Source organism: Pseudoxanthomonas sp. GM95 (genome assembly GCF_900109775.1).
In the GTDB taxonomy this organism is placed as follows: Bacteria; Pseudomonadota; Gammaproteobacteria; order Xanthomonadales; family Xanthomonadaceae; genus Pseudoxanthomonas_A.
Map to the genome: position 1 here is coordinate 498770 of NZ_FOAX01000003.1, position 15632 is coordinate 514401.

Annotated in this window: 10 protein-coding genes and 1 pseudogene; 8 read left to right on the plus strand and 3 right to left on the minus strand. The window is 66.9% G+C overall.

Annotated elements, in window-relative coordinates:
* The first annotated feature begins 146 nt into the window (after positions 1-146).
* The 8 genes and pseudogenes from BMZ17_RS16990 (at position 147) to BMZ17_RS17010 (ending at position 6209) form a co-directional block, all read left to right on the plus strand.
* Positions 147-1064 carry a LysR family transcriptional regulator gene (locus tag BMZ17_RS16990; protein WP_093141400.1) on the plus strand — a complete coding sequence of 306 codons (918 nt, stop codon included), beginning with the start codon at positions 147-149 and terminating at the stop codon, positions 1062-1064.
* A 117-nt stretch (positions 1065-1181) separates the two neighbouring features.
* On the plus strand, positions 1182-2075 hold the full coding sequence (locus tag BMZ17_RS16995) for a hypothetical protein (protein ID WP_093141405.1): 894 nt from the start codon (positions 1182-1184) through the stop codon (positions 2073-2075).
* Between the two features lie 167 nt (positions 2076-2242).
* Positions 2243-3111: pseudogene (locus BMZ17_RS17000) on the plus strand (restriction endonuclease).
* A 150-nt stretch (positions 3112-3261) separates the two neighbouring features.
* The gene (locus BMZ17_RS21035; protein WP_139202987.1) at positions 3262-4023 is read left to right on the plus strand and encodes a hypothetical protein; all 762 of its coding nucleotides are present in this window, start codon (positions 3262-3264) and stop codon (positions 4021-4023) included.
* A complete protein-coding gene (locus BMZ17_RS21040) occupies positions 4007-4747 on the plus strand; it encodes a hypothetical protein (protein ID WP_139202988.1) in 741 nt (246 codons plus the stop codon). The genes BMZ17_RS21035 and BMZ17_RS21040 overlap by 17 nt, the downstream gene beginning before the upstream one ends.
* 64 nt (positions 4748-4811) lie before the next feature.
* Positions 4812-5279, plus strand: coding sequence for a hypothetical protein (locus BMZ17_RS21045; protein ID WP_139202990.1), 468 nt, complete (start codon positions 4812-4814; stop codon positions 5277-5279).
* Positions 5280-5354: 75 nt separating this feature from the next.
* The gene (locus BMZ17_RS17005) at positions 5355-5687 is read left to right on the plus strand and encodes a hypothetical protein (protein ID WP_093141410.1); all 333 of its coding nucleotides are present in this window, start codon (positions 5355-5357) and stop codon (positions 5685-5687) included.
* Between the two features lie 267 nt (positions 5688-5954).
* Positions 5955-6209, plus strand: coding sequence for a hypothetical protein (locus BMZ17_RS17010; protein WP_093141415.1), 255 nt, complete (start codon positions 5955-5957; stop codon positions 6207-6209).
* A 142-nt stretch (positions 6210-6351) separates the two neighbouring features.
* Here the strand turns inward: BMZ17_RS17010 and recD are convergent, their stop codons facing one another.
* The 3 genes from recD to recC form a co-directional block, all read right to left on the minus strand.
* Positions 6352-8250 carry an exodeoxyribonuclease V subunit alpha gene (gene recD / locus BMZ17_RS17015; RefSeq protein WP_093141419.1) on the minus strand — a complete coding sequence of 633 codons (1899 nt, stop codon included), beginning with the start codon at positions 8248-8250 and terminating at the stop codon, positions 6352-6354.
* Between the two features lie 292 nt (positions 8251-8542).
* Positions 8543-12280, minus strand: coding sequence for an exodeoxyribonuclease V subunit beta (gene recB / locus BMZ17_RS17020; protein ID WP_093141423.1), 3738 nt, complete (start codon positions 12278-12280; stop codon positions 8543-8545).
* The gene (recC, locus tag BMZ17_RS17025) at positions 12277-15627 is read right to left on the minus strand and encodes an exodeoxyribonuclease V subunit gamma (protein ID WP_254775409.1); all 3351 of its coding nucleotides are present in this window, start codon (positions 15625-15627) and stop codon (positions 12277-12279) included. The genes recB and recC overlap by 4 nt, the downstream gene beginning before the upstream one ends.
* Between the last annotated feature and the right edge of the window lie 5 nt (positions 15628-15632).

Consider the following 15632-nt stretch of genomic DNA (forward strand, 5'->3'; position numbering starts at 1 on the left):
ACGCGGAATCTTCAGGCGCATCGCCTCGATCCCTTGCGTCAGTGCGGATCACCGTACCCACGCAGCACATGATCCGGAAGGCGCGTGGGGCGCATTGATATATTGCGCGCCACGCACGGCCTTGCCGCACGATCCACGGAGCAGACGTGTCCGATCCCGACCTGAACCTGCTGATCGCGCTGGACGCCCTGCTCGGCGCCGGCAGCGTCGCCGGCGCCGCACGCGCGCTCGGTTTGAGCCCCTCGGCGATGAGCCGCGCGCTCACCCGCTTGCGCGAGACCACCGGCGATGCGCTGCTGGTGCGCGCCGGCCGCGAGATGGTGCGCACGCCCTACGCCGACAGCATCCGCGAGCGCACCCACGCCGCCGTGCAGGACGCGCGCGCGGTGCTGCATCCGCCGCCGGCCGAACTGGACCTGGCCACCCTGCAGCGCCGCTTCACCCTGCGCACCAACGAGGGCTTCGTCGAAGCCTTCGGCCCGCGCCTGATCCGCGCCGTCGCCGCGGTCGCGCCCGGCGTGCAGCTGCGCTTCGTGCACAAGGCGCGCAAGTCCGCCACGCCACTGCGCGAGGGCCAGGTCGATCTGGAAATCGGCGTGCTCGATGCGATGGGGCCGGAGGTGCGCGTGCAGGCGCTGTTCCGCGATCGCTTCGTCGGCGTGGTCCGCACCGGGCATCCACTGGCTGCCGCCGCGCAGGTCGGCGTAGAGGCTTACCTCGGCTTCGGCCATGTGGTGGCCTCGCGGCGCGGACGTGAACACGGCCCGGTCGATGCCGCGCTGGCCGCACTCGGCCTTGAACGCCGCATCGCCGCGGTGGTGCCCGGCTTCCCCGCCGCGCTGGCCATCGCCCGCGACAGCGACCTGATCGCGCTGGTGCCGGCGTCCTATGCGCAGGCCCAGCCGCAGCACGCCAGTGAAGGGCTGCACGTGTTCGCGCTGCCCCTCGCCCTCGAAGGCATCACCGTCTCGCAGATGTGGCACCCGCGCCTGCACGACGACGCTGGCCACCGCTGGCTGCGTGCCCTGGTGCTGAACGAATGCCGACAAATCGCCAGCGCCTGACGCATCCGGCAACGCCGACAACAGCACCGCCGCGCGTACGCGTTACGATGCGCGCACCCCACCCGCTGCACGCGCCAGACCCCGCATGAAGTCCCGCAACATCGACGCCCCGATGGCATGAGCAGCGCGTCGACACCCGCGGCAGGCCGGGCCAACTCGAAGACCGAACGTTTCCAGTCATGGATCGCCGCGCTGCTGAGCGCGCTGCTGCATGTGCTGCTGTTCTACATCCTCATGCATGCCTCGCTGCCGGTGATCACCGCCCCGCAGGGCGGCGCGGCCGGCGGCCGGATCCGCATGGAATTCCTCGGCGCCACCACCGATCCGGCCACCGACGCCCCGCCCAGCCCGCCGCCCACGCGCAGCCAGACGCCGCCCACGCCCAAGCGCCCCAAGCAACCCACCGTGCAGAAGAAGCCCGCCGCCCCGCGCGTGCAGACCACGCTGGTGCAGCACGCGGCCGACCCGGTGCCCGACGACACCGATCCCATCCCCACCACCACCGCGGCCGATAGCTGGTCCATGCCGACCCGCTCCCAGCGCCCGCCGCAGCCGACCCAGACGCCGGAAAACCCGCCGCCGCCCAGCCCGAATCGTTCGGCCACCTGGGGCCGCCCGCCCGGCTCGCTCGCCCAGGACACCGCGCCCGACGACATGGGCCTGGGCAGCGCACCCGCGCCCAGCCGCGGCAACCGCAATGACATGAACACCGCCGGCAGCAGCCTGGAGCTGGGCGGCTACCAGGTCTATTACGACACCACCACCGAGGCCAAGGTGCGCGCCTGGATGGCGCAGGGCATGAAGGAATTCGCCATCCCCCTGCCCGGCACGCGCTACTACATGGCCTGCTCGCTGGATATCGCGTTGCGCCGCGGCTCCGGCAAATGCCGCGCCCTCGATCCCGATTCGCCCGAAGCCAAGTCGATTGGCGATGCCCGCGAGATCATCAACATGTCCGCCGTCTACAAGCAGGGCGAACTGATGTGGAAGGGCCCGGGGCCGTATCGCTGAGTCATCGGCGACAACGCCTCGCCGCGTGATCGCAACCCACGCTCGCAACTCCGATACCGCTTGATTCCCGCAAGCCCGCGCCATCGCTTCACCCCGGACAATCCCGTTCACCGCTGACAACGCGGGCGCTGGCCGTTATCGTTCAGGCAGGAACGGGAGTTTCTTGCATGGGACGCAGGGGTCAGCAGAACGGAATCGACGTGGTCGCGGCATGGCCGTGGCCTGTGGGCGTGGTGGTCGGCATCGTGGGGTTCATCGCGGTGCGCTACGGCTTCACCGCATGGATGGGACATCAGGGCGGGACGGTGGCGCAGGGTTTTTATCAAGGCGCGGGCGCGATGCTCACCCCGCTGGCGTGGCTGGTGCTGGCCGTGTGCTGGATCGGCGCACTGGCCTCCTTCATCGGCAGCCGCCATCGCCGCAAGCTGCTGGACACGCGCACCGATCTTGAAAGCCTCAGCCAGGGCGGTTGGCGGCAGTTCGAACTACTGGTCGGCGAAGCGTTTCGCCGACAAGGCTATGCCGTCGAGGAAACGGGCCTGGGCGGCGCCGATGGCGGCATCGACCTGATCCTGCGCAAGGACGGCCGCCGCACGCTGGTGCAATGCAAGCAATGGAGGCGCCAGCAGGTCGGCGTCAGCATCGTGCGCGAAATGGCAGGCCTGCTCGCCCATCACCAGGCCCACGCGGTGAAGATCGTCTGCATCGGCCGCTATACAAAAGACGCCGAGCGCTTTGCCCAGGGCAAGCCGATTGAGTTGATGGGGGTGCGTAGATGCTGGAGATGATTCGGGCAGCCCAGAGAGCTGATTCGGTGCCACCTCGGCATCTACTTCAAACCGAACCGGTGCTCGTTCCTGTTAAAGCAACATCGCCCTCGACCATCACGCTGGCTTGTCAACTCTGCGGCTGCAAGTTGCGTCGCCAAACAAACCGCAGGGCGAGTAGAAGCCTTAGGCACAGTCGGCACTCAAAATGCCATGGGGACAGCTTGAAGCACATCTTTACAGGTGGATCCGCGATCCGTCGGCTGTAGTCCGAAGTGCCCCGCATCCGGATAAGCAAACTTCGCCCCTTATCCGACAGCTGTAGCTTCTGCTCGAACAACCCATGTGTTGGTACTATTTCCTCCCGGTTGGCTTAAGACCAGCCAACTTAGCGTCATAACTTCTTAAAGGATCAGCGCATGCATGGCTTGGAAAATTGGCAGGCGAGGCAACTTCGTATAACCCTGTTCACCAATGCCGCTGTTCCACTTGCCGAGGCGGGGCTCGAATCGGTTTTTTCGGTAGAGCCGGAAACCAGAGTCCAGCTCAAGAACGAGGCGAGCAACATCGAAATTGGATCGTTTGGCACAGGGAAGATTCAATTTCGTTCATCGCCCAATCGCCTTGATTGGATATGGGAAGGTGAGCAAGTCGACCAGAGCTTTGCCAGCTTAGGATCGGCACACGAAGTGCTAGACATAATGACTGGGCGATTGATTAATTTTTTCTCAGGCACGAATCATTCATTCTCTAGAATGGCACTAGGTGGCGCGTGGGGAATTCCATCTAAAGATAGGCTGGAGAGTTACAGGATTCTCCAAGAATTTCTCCCCAACGTAACCATCGACGGCGATAATTCAAGCGAATTCTTATATCAAATAAATCGCTGGAAAATCCATGAATTGTCTGGCGAAAAAATAAAAATAAATCGCATTTCGAAATGGTCAGCAAGAGTGGCGCTTCTTGGCGCTCAGCTTCAAGCTCAGCCTAACCTTGCAGGCCAAGTAATTTTTTCGACAAGTTCCGGAATTGAAATCCATGAGGCTGGATGTGAGCTAGATCTATCAACGCCGGCAGATCTTCCTCGACCAATCTCGAGAGAGGAATGCATAACCTTGCTAGAAAGCCTTAAAGAGATGACTCTGGAAATTCTGGAGATTGGCGATGGAATCAAAAATTAAGAACCAGGACGAACTTCAGTCCGGAACAGGAATAAAAACCCAAAATCCCTTGGGCGGCGAGCCAAGCACATTAACTTCATTAGTTCCCAAAAACAAAAATTTGAATGTATCTAAGGCTGCGCTAGCTGTCGCCAAGGCCGCACTCAATTTTGACCTGGGATTCAGAATAAACGCAATTAATCCGGAAATAAGATTTCCTACAAGTCAGATTTCCAACCCTGCCGAGTCTTTATCACAAAGAATCACGAAGAAATTGTTTTTCGAATTCTCTAAGGCGTCTCATGAAAACCTAGCCTATGGCGAACGTTTTGAAGTAATAGATCGAGCACTCCACCAAAGCTCCGATTCCCAGCTGGCAAACTTGAAAAATAGCCGAGAGAAACTCGAGGCGTTGGATGCCGTACTGCAGACACACTCAAAATATGTGACATCCGAGGTTAAATCGGCAGCATTAAGATATTTAAGCCTAATTTCGGATGACTTAGATTTAAGCCGAGTAACTCAGATACTTTCGTCATCCTTAATTATGGGAGCGAAGCAGCAACAAATCGCTGCGGCACATACCCTTGGCGAAATTGGAGACATAGGCGCAATAGCGGTTCTTAAGAACTCCCTAAAGTTCTCCGAAAGCAAGGAAGCACAAAAAGCAATAGAAAATGCTATTAACGCTATTGGGGAAGCGCATGGAATTGGTAAGATCACTGACGAAAAACATACCCTTTGATCGCCCTGAGGACGATCAATTTGGACCTGAACATGTATGTGCATCGACTGCAAAGAATTTTGAGGTGTCGCCAGACGAAGGGCGCATATCTTTTTACAAATTATCTAACAATGGCCCATCAGCTCCTGAAATAGCGGTAGCACTTTCGGCGTCTAGAAAGACACTCGATGACGCCGAATGGTGCCAAATCGACCATGCTGCCATTCAGAATATTGGTCTGGCCATTGATCCAAAGGCGGGTGAAACGCCCTCCCAGATAGTTAATGCTGAGCACGTGGATCTTGTTGGGCTTAAGCTCACTAGCTTGAACGATTTAATAGTTGCGTGCCTTAAATCTAATAAGAAGCACCGGCTAGGCATGTGGGAGGTCGCCGTAGAGATTGAGGATGCCATTAACGCAGGCCGAATTGATCGCGACAAAATTCAGCCTGGACTTTTGAGGGCTATCGGAGATGGTGGTCGGCCCTTAAGAAGGGCTCGCCGCGCCAAAGAGCTGAGAGAGGCGGAAGCGGCGAACGCCCAAACCCCTTAAAAGTGGAAGCATTGACTCCCCCTACATGCTGCTAACCGCATCCTCTCCGCCAGCTCAACTGACGGAGAACACACGATGATGAAGTGGATGGGGGCCGCACTGGCCACGGCGTTGCTGGTGTCCGGCTGCGCCAAGGTGGAGGGCGAGAAGTTCGTCGGGCACTGGGTCAACGTGCAGACGGCGGAAGAGACGATGGACATCGAGCGCAATGGCGAGGGCTTCATGGTCCGCAGCACCACGCCGAAGTTCTTCAGCCGCAAGCCCAAGACCGACAGCTACCCGGCGGTCTACAAGGACGGCGCGCTGCAGGTGAACAACGACGGCGAGACCGTCAGCTTTGCCATCGACGAGGCCAACGGCCACCTCAACACCGGCAGCGACCAGTACCAGCGCGTCGAAACCAAGTAAGCGCACCACCCGGAGGCCCGCCATGCGGGCCTCGCTTTGATGGACGACGCGACACGCATCGCGCACGCCATGGAATTCCCGCTTGGGTGGGGATAACGCATCGACAGGAACGCCGTCCCGGCGACGGCCGTGCGCCACGGATGGGCGGGTCTGCGCCGCGCACGGCGCGCTGACTTCACCGCACCGCGCTGCACGCGCCACGGCATGGAAGCGTGCGGTGCCGGGCCAAGCTGGCTATGGTGGCGCCCTGATCAAGAAGACGTGCCCATGAAGCGACAGTACGACCCACCGTTGACCACCAACACGCAGGACCCGCGCTATCGCGTGGACAAGGCGGTCGCCGGTGCCCAGCAACGGCTGGACGCGGCCATCGACGCCAAGCGCCACCACACCAACCAGAACCTGGCGCACGAAGTCATCAAGGAAGCCCGCGAAGCCCTCAAGCGCGCCGAGCACGCTCGCGTACTGAAGCTCAAGGAACTGGCGCAGAAGGCGGCGGAGATGCGGGCCGCGGGGAAGTAATGCGGTTGCGCGCATCCGGCGCGCGAGCGGGACTGATGATCTGAAAGCAACGTCGCTGGGTCCCCGCGTTTGCGGGGATGACGGCGGTTGGCCCGATGGCGCTGGATAGCCCCTGCGGCCTGTCGACAAGCGCTGCCCGTCTTTAGAACAGCGCGCCCTGGACGGGTGTCATCGCTTCTGGAAGCGGGTCTGCAGTGGGGGAACGATCGCGTTCTCCCAACCGCCAGGCCAAGCCCGACATGCGCACGGCGTGGCGCGCGAGCGCATCGCGCAGCACCTGCGCGTTGCCGGCCACGTGCAGGCGCGTGCGGGCGCGGGTGAGGGCGGTGTAGACCAGCTCGCGCGACAGCACGCGGCTGTCATTGCGCGGTAGCTGCAGCCAGACCTCGTCGAACTCGGACCCTTGCGCCTTGTGCACGGTCATGGCGAAGGCGCTCTCGTGCGCGGGCAGCGCGGAGGGATGGAACGGGCGCACGCCGCCGTCCTCGCCTCCGGCAAACCAGGCCATCAGCGCGCCGCTTCCATCGCGCAAACAAATGCCGATGTCGCCGTTGAACAGGCGATGGCGGTAGCTGTTTTCCGTCACCAGCAGCAGGCGGCCGTGGAAGTAGCTGGGCGCGCTGCCGATGCGGCGACCGGACAGCAGCTCCTCGATGCGGGCGTTCAAGCCGCGCGCGCCCTGCGGGCCTTCGCGCACGGCGGTGAGCAGGCGCAGGCGTTGGGCCGATTGCAGGGCGGTGGCCGGATCGGGCGCATCGGCCAGCGCGCGCCAATGCGCGAGGAACAGCGCCCGCTGCGTTTCCAGCGGATCCAGCACGTCCTCGTGGAAGTGGACGCCGCGCAAGGTGTCGCCGCGCAGCAGCGACAGCGCGCGCTCGGCATCGCCCTCGCGCGTGGCCACGGCCAGCGGCGCCAGGTCGAAATCCGCATCCTGGCGATAGCCGCGCAGCAGCTGCACGCGGTGGCCGTGCAGGCCGCCGGCGTGATCGGCCATCGGTACGGCGTCACCCAACAACGGCTGCAACGCACGCGCATCGTCGGCGGACAGCGCATCGCCGGGGCCAGCCGCGGCCAGGATCGCGGCGAGCACGTCGCCAGCTTCCACCGAGGGCAACTGGTCCGGATCGCCCAGCAGGATCAGCTGGGTGCCATCGGCCACGGCTTCGACCAGCTTGCACATCAGTGGCAGGTCGACCATCGAGGCCTCGTCCACCACGATCACGTTGAACGGCAGCGGGTTATCGGCGGTGTGGCGGAAGGTGGGCGCATCGGGAATGGTGCCCAGCAGGCGATGCAGGGTGCTGGCGCTGTCGGGCAGCGCCTCGCACAGCGCCGCGTCTACGCCGCTGGCGACGATGGCCGCGGCGGCCTTGCGCAGGCTTTCGGCCATGCGCTCGGCGGCGCGGCCGGTGGGCGCGGCCAGCGCGATGCGCGGCAAGACGATGCCGGCGCGCTGCGCCTGGGCGATGCGCAGCACCAGCAGGCGCGTGATCGTGGTGGTCTTGCCGGTGCCGGGACCGCCGGTGACCAGCAGCAACGCGCGCCGCAAGGCCAGGGCGGCCGCACGCGCCTGGCGGTCTTCGCCACTGCGCGCGTGGGGGAACAGCAAGGCGAACACCTCGGCCACGTCCGCCGTGCCGCCCGCGTGCAGCGGCTGCGCGGCGATGTGCTGCAGCTGCATGGCCAGGCGGCGTTCGTACTCGCGATAGCGGCGCAGGTAGAGCAGGCCGTGCTCGCTCACCAGCGGCGTGGTGGTGTCCGAGACATCCTGCGCGGCGCCGGGTTGGGCGACCCAGCGTGAACCGGCGATGGCGGTTTGCCACTGCGCGGCGCCGGGCCAGGCCATCTGCGCCTCGGTGAGCAACTGCGGACGCGCCGGATCGAAACCGGCATGGCCTTGCGCGACGGCCAGCGAAGCCAGCGCGGCCGCGGCCAGCACCTCATCGGGCGTATCGGGATCGAGCCGGCGCAGGCTCTGGGCGAAGGCGTGATCCAGCGTGCGCAGGACGCCGGCACGCATGAGGTCGTTGAGGAGGCTCATGCGGTTTGATCCTGCGTGGAAGGCGCCGCCATCCACCGCCCTTCAAGCGTCGGTGCGGAACGCAGCGCTTTGCCGTTCTCCCTCCGGGGGAAGGTGCCCGAAGGGCGGATGGGCTCGAGGTCACGGCGAGTGACCGAGGGGGCGAAGCCAAGCGATATCAGGTTGCGCGAGGCTTCGCCCCAACCCTCACCCCTCTCAGTCACTCGCCGCGACTTCGAGCTCTCCCGGTGGGAGAGGGGCTTAAGCGGCAACGCGAGATACCTTGCGCGTACTGACATTTGCAAGTTACTGCTCATGCTGCCTCCGCCGTATGGCCGGCAAACAACGCATCCAGCGCGTCGATCAGTTCGGGCGCGAACGCCTGCGCATGCACGCCGGGTGACGCTTCGCGCGTCGCATCCAGCCCGCGACAGAACAGGTAGCGGATGCCGCCGAAATCGCGCGCGTAGTCGTAGTCGGGCAGGCGGAAACGCAGCCAGCGGTGCAGGGCCAGGGTGTAGATCAGCGCCTGCAGGTCGTACTCGCTGTGGGCCATCGCCCGCTGCAGCGCGGCGCCGTCATAGGCGGGCAGGCGATTGGATTTGTAGTCCAGCACGTACCAGCGCCCGTTATGGCAGTAGGTCAAATCGATCAGGCCGGTCATCAGGCCTTCCAGCTCGCGGCGCAGGCCGAAGCTGTGGCGTTCGCGCACCACGCCGTGCGCGTGCAGCAGGCGCAGCAGCGCCTCGACCGCGGTGGGCTGCAGGGCGAACTGGAACTCGATTTCCGGCCGGCGATCTTGTTCCGGCACATCGCACAGGCGCACGCCCTCGGGCAGTGCGACGGTGAGCGTCTGGCCGATCAGCGTGGTGAGCACGGTGAGGCCGTCCTCGAGTTCGTCTGCGGCATAACCGCCGGCGCGCAACGCGCTTTCGATCACCGGCACCTCGGCTGGCGGCGCGGCATCGCCGGCCTGCCAGTGCCGCCACAGCGCAAAGTCGCTGCGCTCCAGCGCGTCATGCATCACCACGCCGAAGCGGTTGCCGGCAAAGCGCGGATCGAACACTTCCGTCGGCTGCGGTGCATCGGCATCGGCTTCACCGGCAGGCTCGTCGTTGCCGCCCGCCGCGGCGAGCGTGGTGGTGCTGGCGGCCGATTCGGCGCCGCTGTCGGCGTTGGCCAGCTGGGTGAAGCTATAGACCCACCAGTCGTGTGAGAGCGTGCGTGCGACGCTTCGCGCCTGCGATGGCGCGGCTTCAGCCTCGGGCGACAACCACGCCGGTTGCGTCGGCATCGCGCCGGCTTCGACCACGATGCCGGGCTGTGCGGCCAGCGTATCGAGGTCCTCCACCATCGACGCCAGCGCGGTCTGCTTGGCGTTGTAGAAGTGGCCAGTGGCGATCCACAGCGCGTGTTCGGCGCGGGTCAGGCCGACATAGAGCAGGCGCGCGTCTTCGGCACGTTGTGCGTCGATCCACTGCGCGCGCGCGGCGGTCCAGCCGGAGGTGTCGGGCTGCAGCTTCCAGTGCAGGACGCGCGTGCGTGCCGCGTCCTGCACGACGCAGGCGTTGCCCGGATCGGGCGCCTTGCCGCCGATACCCACGAACGGCAGGAACACCAGCGGGTATTCCAGGCCCTTGGACTTGTGCAGGGTGACGATCTGCACGCGGCGCGCATCGGACTCCAGGCGCAGCAGCTGGGCTTCGTCGTCGCTGTCGGCCTCGTTGATCTGCTGGCCGAGCCAGTCGACCAGGCCATGCAGGCCGAGCGCGCGTGCCTGCGCGTGCTGCAGCAGTTCGCCCAGCTGCAGGTAGTTGGTCAGGCGTCGCTCGCCATCGAGCAGGCCCAGCAGGCGCTCGGCCTGCGCCGCGCACAGGTCGCTGACCAGGGCGAGCGGACCGCCGCGCTGCACGCGTTCGCGCCAGTCCAGCGCCTGCAGCTGCCAGGCGCGATGCGCGTCGCCATCGGCTTCCAGCGCGGCGATGCCGCTGGCATCCACGCCCAGCAGCACGGTCGCCAATGCGGCGCGCAGGCGGCCATCGTCGGCGGTGTGCAGCAGGGCCAGCAGCAGGGTGAGCAGTTCGTGCGCCTCGGGCGTGGCGAACAGGCTCTGCTTGCCCGCGGCCACGGCGGGAATGCCGACCGCCGCCAGGGCCTGCTGGATGCGCGTGGCCTCGCCGTGCTTGCGCACCAGCACCGCGATATCGCCCGGCTGGATCGGCTTGCCGTTGCGCAGCGCGCGCCCGGCGCGGGCGTCGGTCAGCACCGCATGGATCGCCTGCACACAGGCCGCGGTGGCCAGCGTGCGCGAATCGCCGGCACTCCACGGCTTCTGCTTGCCCTTGTCGTCCAGCGGCGGCGCGGGCGCCTGCCACAGCGTCAAGGCGGGTGCGGGCGCGCCATCGCGCAGGTAGTCGGCATCGACACGCTGGGTGCCGGGCGCAACGTGATGGAAGTGGATGCCGGCTTCAATGAAGGCGCCCTCGCCGGCCTGCGTGTACAGCGCTTCGATCGCCGACAGCACGCTGGGACGCGAGCGGAAGTTGCGGTCCAGCGGTGGCGCCGGCTCGGCCAAGCTGGCCGCGGCCAGGTAGGTCTGCACATCGCCGCCGCGGAAGCCGTAGATGGCCTGCTTGGGATCGCCGATCAGGAACAGCGCCGGCGGCAACGCCAGCGCACGCGTGACCTCGGCATCGCCGAACACGGTGTGGAAGATGCTCCACTGGCGCGGATCGGTGTCCTGGAATTCGTCGACCAGCGCGATCGCGTACTGCGCGCGCAGGCGCTGTACCAGCGCGGTGGCGTGCGGGCCTTCCAGCGCGTTGGCCACGCCGTCGATGAGGTCGTCGTAGGTCTGTACGCGGCGCTGCTGCTTGAGCAAGGCCAGGCGCGTGCGCGCGTCGTCGCGGATGCGATGCAGCAGGCGCACGCGCTCGGCTTCGCGCGCCACCTGCACATCGGCCAGGGCAGTCAGGTACAGCGCGATCACCTCGCACAGTGGCGAGGTCGGCGTGCGGCCGGCGTGCTTGACGCTGGTCTTGGCCTGCAGCGCATCGGCGGTGAGCGCGGCCAGGCGCGGGCTAAGTGGCGCGGACCAGCGCTGCGCCGCGCACCAGTGATGCAGCTCCATCCACAGCGGCTGCAGCCAGCTGGCCTTGTAGCTGCCGCCGTGCAGCACCTTGGCTTCGACGGCAGCGAGCAGATCGGCGAGGAAGGTCTCGCCATGCGCGGCGAAGGTCTCGGCCAGCGCGCGCGCGGCGGTGTGCAGCGCGGCCTCGGGATCGTCGCCGGCGTCGCGCGGTGTCGGCGCGGGCAGCAGCCGTGGCGGGGCGAACAGCTTGGACAGGTCGCGCGACAGCGCCTGCGGGCCCTCCTTCCACAGGCCGAGCAAGGCCTGCGCGTCACCCGGTTCGGCCGCATGCACGCGCCACAGGTCGGCGGCCAGTTCATCGCGCAGTTCGCGATCGCTGGCCAGCAGCTCGGGCGGGGCGAAGGTCTGGCCGGATTCCAGCGCGTGCTCACGCAGCACGCGCGCGCAGAAGCCGTGAATGGTGAAGATCGCGGCCAGATCGATTTCGTCGGCGGCCTGCTGCAGGCGCCGCTGCACGGATTGCGCGGACTCGCCGGTCGCATCCAGATGCGCGGCGATGATCGCGCGGCTCAGGGCGAGATCGGGGGCTTCGTCGGGTGGAGCCTGCTCTTGTGGGAGCTGCTTCAGCGAGGAGCTTTCTTCAAGGTCTGGCTGATCCTGGGGAGCCGACCCATCTGCAACATCACCAGCCAGGCCCATCGCTGCTGAAGCAGCTCCCACAGGGGCGACAGGCACGACGGTTGCGGCCAGGATCAGGCGCTCGCGGATGCGCTTGCGCAGTTCCTGCGTGGCCGCCTCGGTGAAGGTGACGGCCAGGATCTGGCCGATGCGCAGGCGCTGCTCCACCACCAACCGCGTCACCAGCGTGGCCAGGGTGAAGGTCTTGCCGGTGCCGGCGGACGCCTCGATGAGGCGCGTACCGGTGAGTGGCAGGGTCAGGTAGGGATCCACGCTGCTCATACCTCGGCCTCCGCTTCGTTGGCTTCGGTGTCGAAGCGGCGGTCGTCGTCGAAGCCGGCGTGGATGACGCCATCGACCACGGCGCGGTAGACATCGAAGCTGGTGTTGGCGAACTGAACCAGCAGGGCGCGGTCGGCGAAGGGATCGCGGCCGCGCAGGGCCAGCTGGAAGCTCTCCGCGTTGCCTTCGCCCCAGGCGCGCTCGCTGCCGCGCCAGCGGGCGGCGGCAGCTTTGGTCGCCTTGTCGGCGTCGGGCGCGATGAAGTATTCCCACCCGCTGTACGGGCCGAACGGCAGCGGTGCCTGCAGGCCGGCCTTGCGCAGCTGCAGCAGGTGGCGCAGCACGGCGCGAGCGGCGTCTTGTTGCAGCGGGGCGCGCTCGAACGGGCCGATGCCGGCTTCGCCGCCGTCGTGGAAACGCGCCTGCGTCAGCGGCAGGCCGGCGGCGCTGGCCAGCAGCCAGTCCAGGCCCTGGCGGATCGCGGCCGGGCCGTTGAGCGCGCCGAAACGCAACTGCGCCTGGCCGCGCGGGTACAGACCGGCCAGGCGCCCGTGCAGGCGCACGCCATCCAGTTCCACCTCGACCAGCTGCGGGGTCGCTTCGGCCCCGCCGCGCCAGGCCGTCAACGCCTCGGCATACGGCCGCGTGGCATCGACCAGCGCGTCCAGCTCGCGCCGTCCCAGCGGGCCGGACGGCAGCAGCGCACGCGCACGTAGTTTTTCGTACAGGCCGGTCTCGTGGCCAGCAAGCAACGCGTCGAAGACCGCGGTTTGCAGCTGCAGCTTTTCCAGCCCGCCGCCGGCCATCAGCAGCGGCTCGATGTCCTGACTGGTTTCGGCTTCCTCGGCCAGGCGCAGGTCCAGGCGCTGGCGCAGGAACTGCGCGGCCGGCGCGGTGAGGAAACGGCGCAGCTCGTCGAGCGAGAGGTCGCTCTCAACGTCCTCCAACACTGGCAGTGCGTGTTCGAACCACGGCTTGAGCGCGGTGCGATGCCCGCCGATACGGCCGGCGGCCGGCTGCCACTGGCCGCGATAGCTGAAGCGGCGCGGATCGCCATCGGCGCCGAACGCGGCCGGCGCGAACGGCTGCAGCGCATGGCGCACGGTCATCGCCTCGGCGGCCTGCTTCGGCATCGCGTGATAGTCGGCGGCGGCGGCGATGAGTTCGGTCACCAGTACCGAGGGTTCGCGCACGCTGCCATCGCGCGGATCGGCGCCGAGATAGCTGAGATAAAACAGGTCCTGCGCCGAGGCGAACAGCTGCAGGAACAGGAAGCGGTCGTCCTCGCGCGTGGAGCGATCGCCGTGGCGTCGCTTGTCGGTGCCCAGCTCGGCGGTGAGCTGGTTGAGGCCAGCGGCAGGATCGCGGCGCGGGAAGTCGCCATCGTTCATGCCCAGCAGGCAGATCACGCGGAACGGCAGCAGGCGCATCGGCACCATGCGGCCGACGCTGATGCCGCCGGTGAGCAGCGGCGCGCGGGTGTCGGCTTCGGCCAGCACGCCGGCGAAGTGCGAACGCACCACCTCGGCCGGCAGCGGCGCATCGAAACCGGCGTGCTGCGCGGCGGTGGCGAATTCGTCGATCAGCTTGCGCAGCCGATCCAGCGCGCGTTGCGTGGTCTGCGCCGACGGCGCCTGCGGCAGCAATGCATCGAGCAGGGCCAGCAGGCGCTCGCGCCAGGCCTGCGGCGGCAAGGCTTCGCCCAGGGCCTGCTGCGCACGCGAGAGCACGCGCAGCAGGCGGATCAAGGCATCCAGCGCCGACAGCGCGCCGCCTTCCAGCTGCGGCCACGGCGCGACGCCTTCGATGTCGTCCTGCGCGCCGCTGGCGTAGCCCAGCAGCAGGCGGTCCAGCGCGAACTGCCAGGTGTAGGCGTCGTCGCGCGGCGCGGCGTGCTGCTGGCGGTGGTCGGCATTCAGGCCCCAGCGCGCGCCGGCGTGCTGAAGCCAGCCGTGCAGGCGCTCGAACGCCGCCGCATCCAAGCCGGCAGCTTCGGCCAGCGGCGGGCTGGCCAGCAGGTCCAGGGTTTCGTTCAAGCCGAAGCGCGACACCGGCAGGCCGAGCAGGCGCACGAACACCTCCGCCAGCGGCTCGCCGGCCAGCGGACTGGTATCGGCCAGCGCGTAAGGAATGCGGTCGTCCTGGCCGCGGCCGCCGAACACCGCTTCCAGATACGGCACGTAGGGATCGATATCCGGCGCCAGCACCGCGATCTCGCGCGGCTGCAGCGGCGGATCGAAGCGCGGGTCTTCCAGCAGGCCGCGCAGCTGGTCGTGCAGCACCTGCAGTTCGCGCAGGCGCGTATGGCAGGCGTGGACCTGCAGGCTGGGATCGTCGCGGTCCAGCGCCTCGCGCCGCGCGCCGCCGGGCGTGCCACGGCGATGGAACAGATCGGCCTGCAACCGGTGCAGCAGGCGATCGTCGCGGCCGGGACGGGTTTCGGGATCGTCGTAGGCGGCGATCTCGCCGGAGGGATGCACCACCTCGTAGCTGCCCAGCACCGCCATGAAATCGCGGCCGGCCGCGCCCCAGGCCTGCAGTAGGCGGTTTTCGTCCGCGGCATCGCCGAACGGCTGGGCGTGGCCTTCGCGCAGCCTGGCGGCCAGGGTCTGCAGGTCACCCCAGTACGACTGGGTCGGCGTGGGCAGGTAGAAGTGCATCGCGCCCACGCGCGCCTGGGTGGCCAGTACGCGCAGCACGTCGGGCGAGATGTTGAGCGTGGCGAAGGCGAACACGCGTCGCGGCAGGCCGACCGGCAGCGCGGCGTGTTCGCCACTGAAGCGATCCAGGTAGTCCTGGATGCGGCGCGCGCGATAGCCGCGCCCGGCCGCCACGTGGCGCCACAGCACGGCCTGCGGATCGAGCGGGTCCGCCCCGGCCTCCCAACGCAGCAGCCAGTCGCGGCGCCAGGCCTGGTATTTCTCGAACACGCTGGCCAGTTCGCCCGCCAGCGCCCACGGCTTGAGCGCATCGTCGTCCGCCAGGTACGCCCGCAGCGCGGCCAGCGGCGGCTGGGCCAGCAGCGCCGGATCGGTCAGTGCTGCGTACAGGCGCCACTGCAGGGTGGCTGCGTCCAGCTCGTCCTGCACCTTGCCGAGGTTGGCGTCCAGCGCGCGGGCGACGAACTCACCGGGGGTCAGGAACTCCAGGTTGGCCGCCACGCCGTGTTCGGCCGCCAGCGTGGCCTGCAGCCAGCGGCGCATCGCCACCTGCGGGATCAGCACCACTTCGGGCGTGAGGATCGACTGTCCCGGCACCGGTTGGCGCAGTTCGGCGGCCAGCAGGCCGGCCAGCACTTCGAGCGAATTGGAGGGATAGAGGCGGAAATCCGGGCGCGCGTCCTGCATGGCGC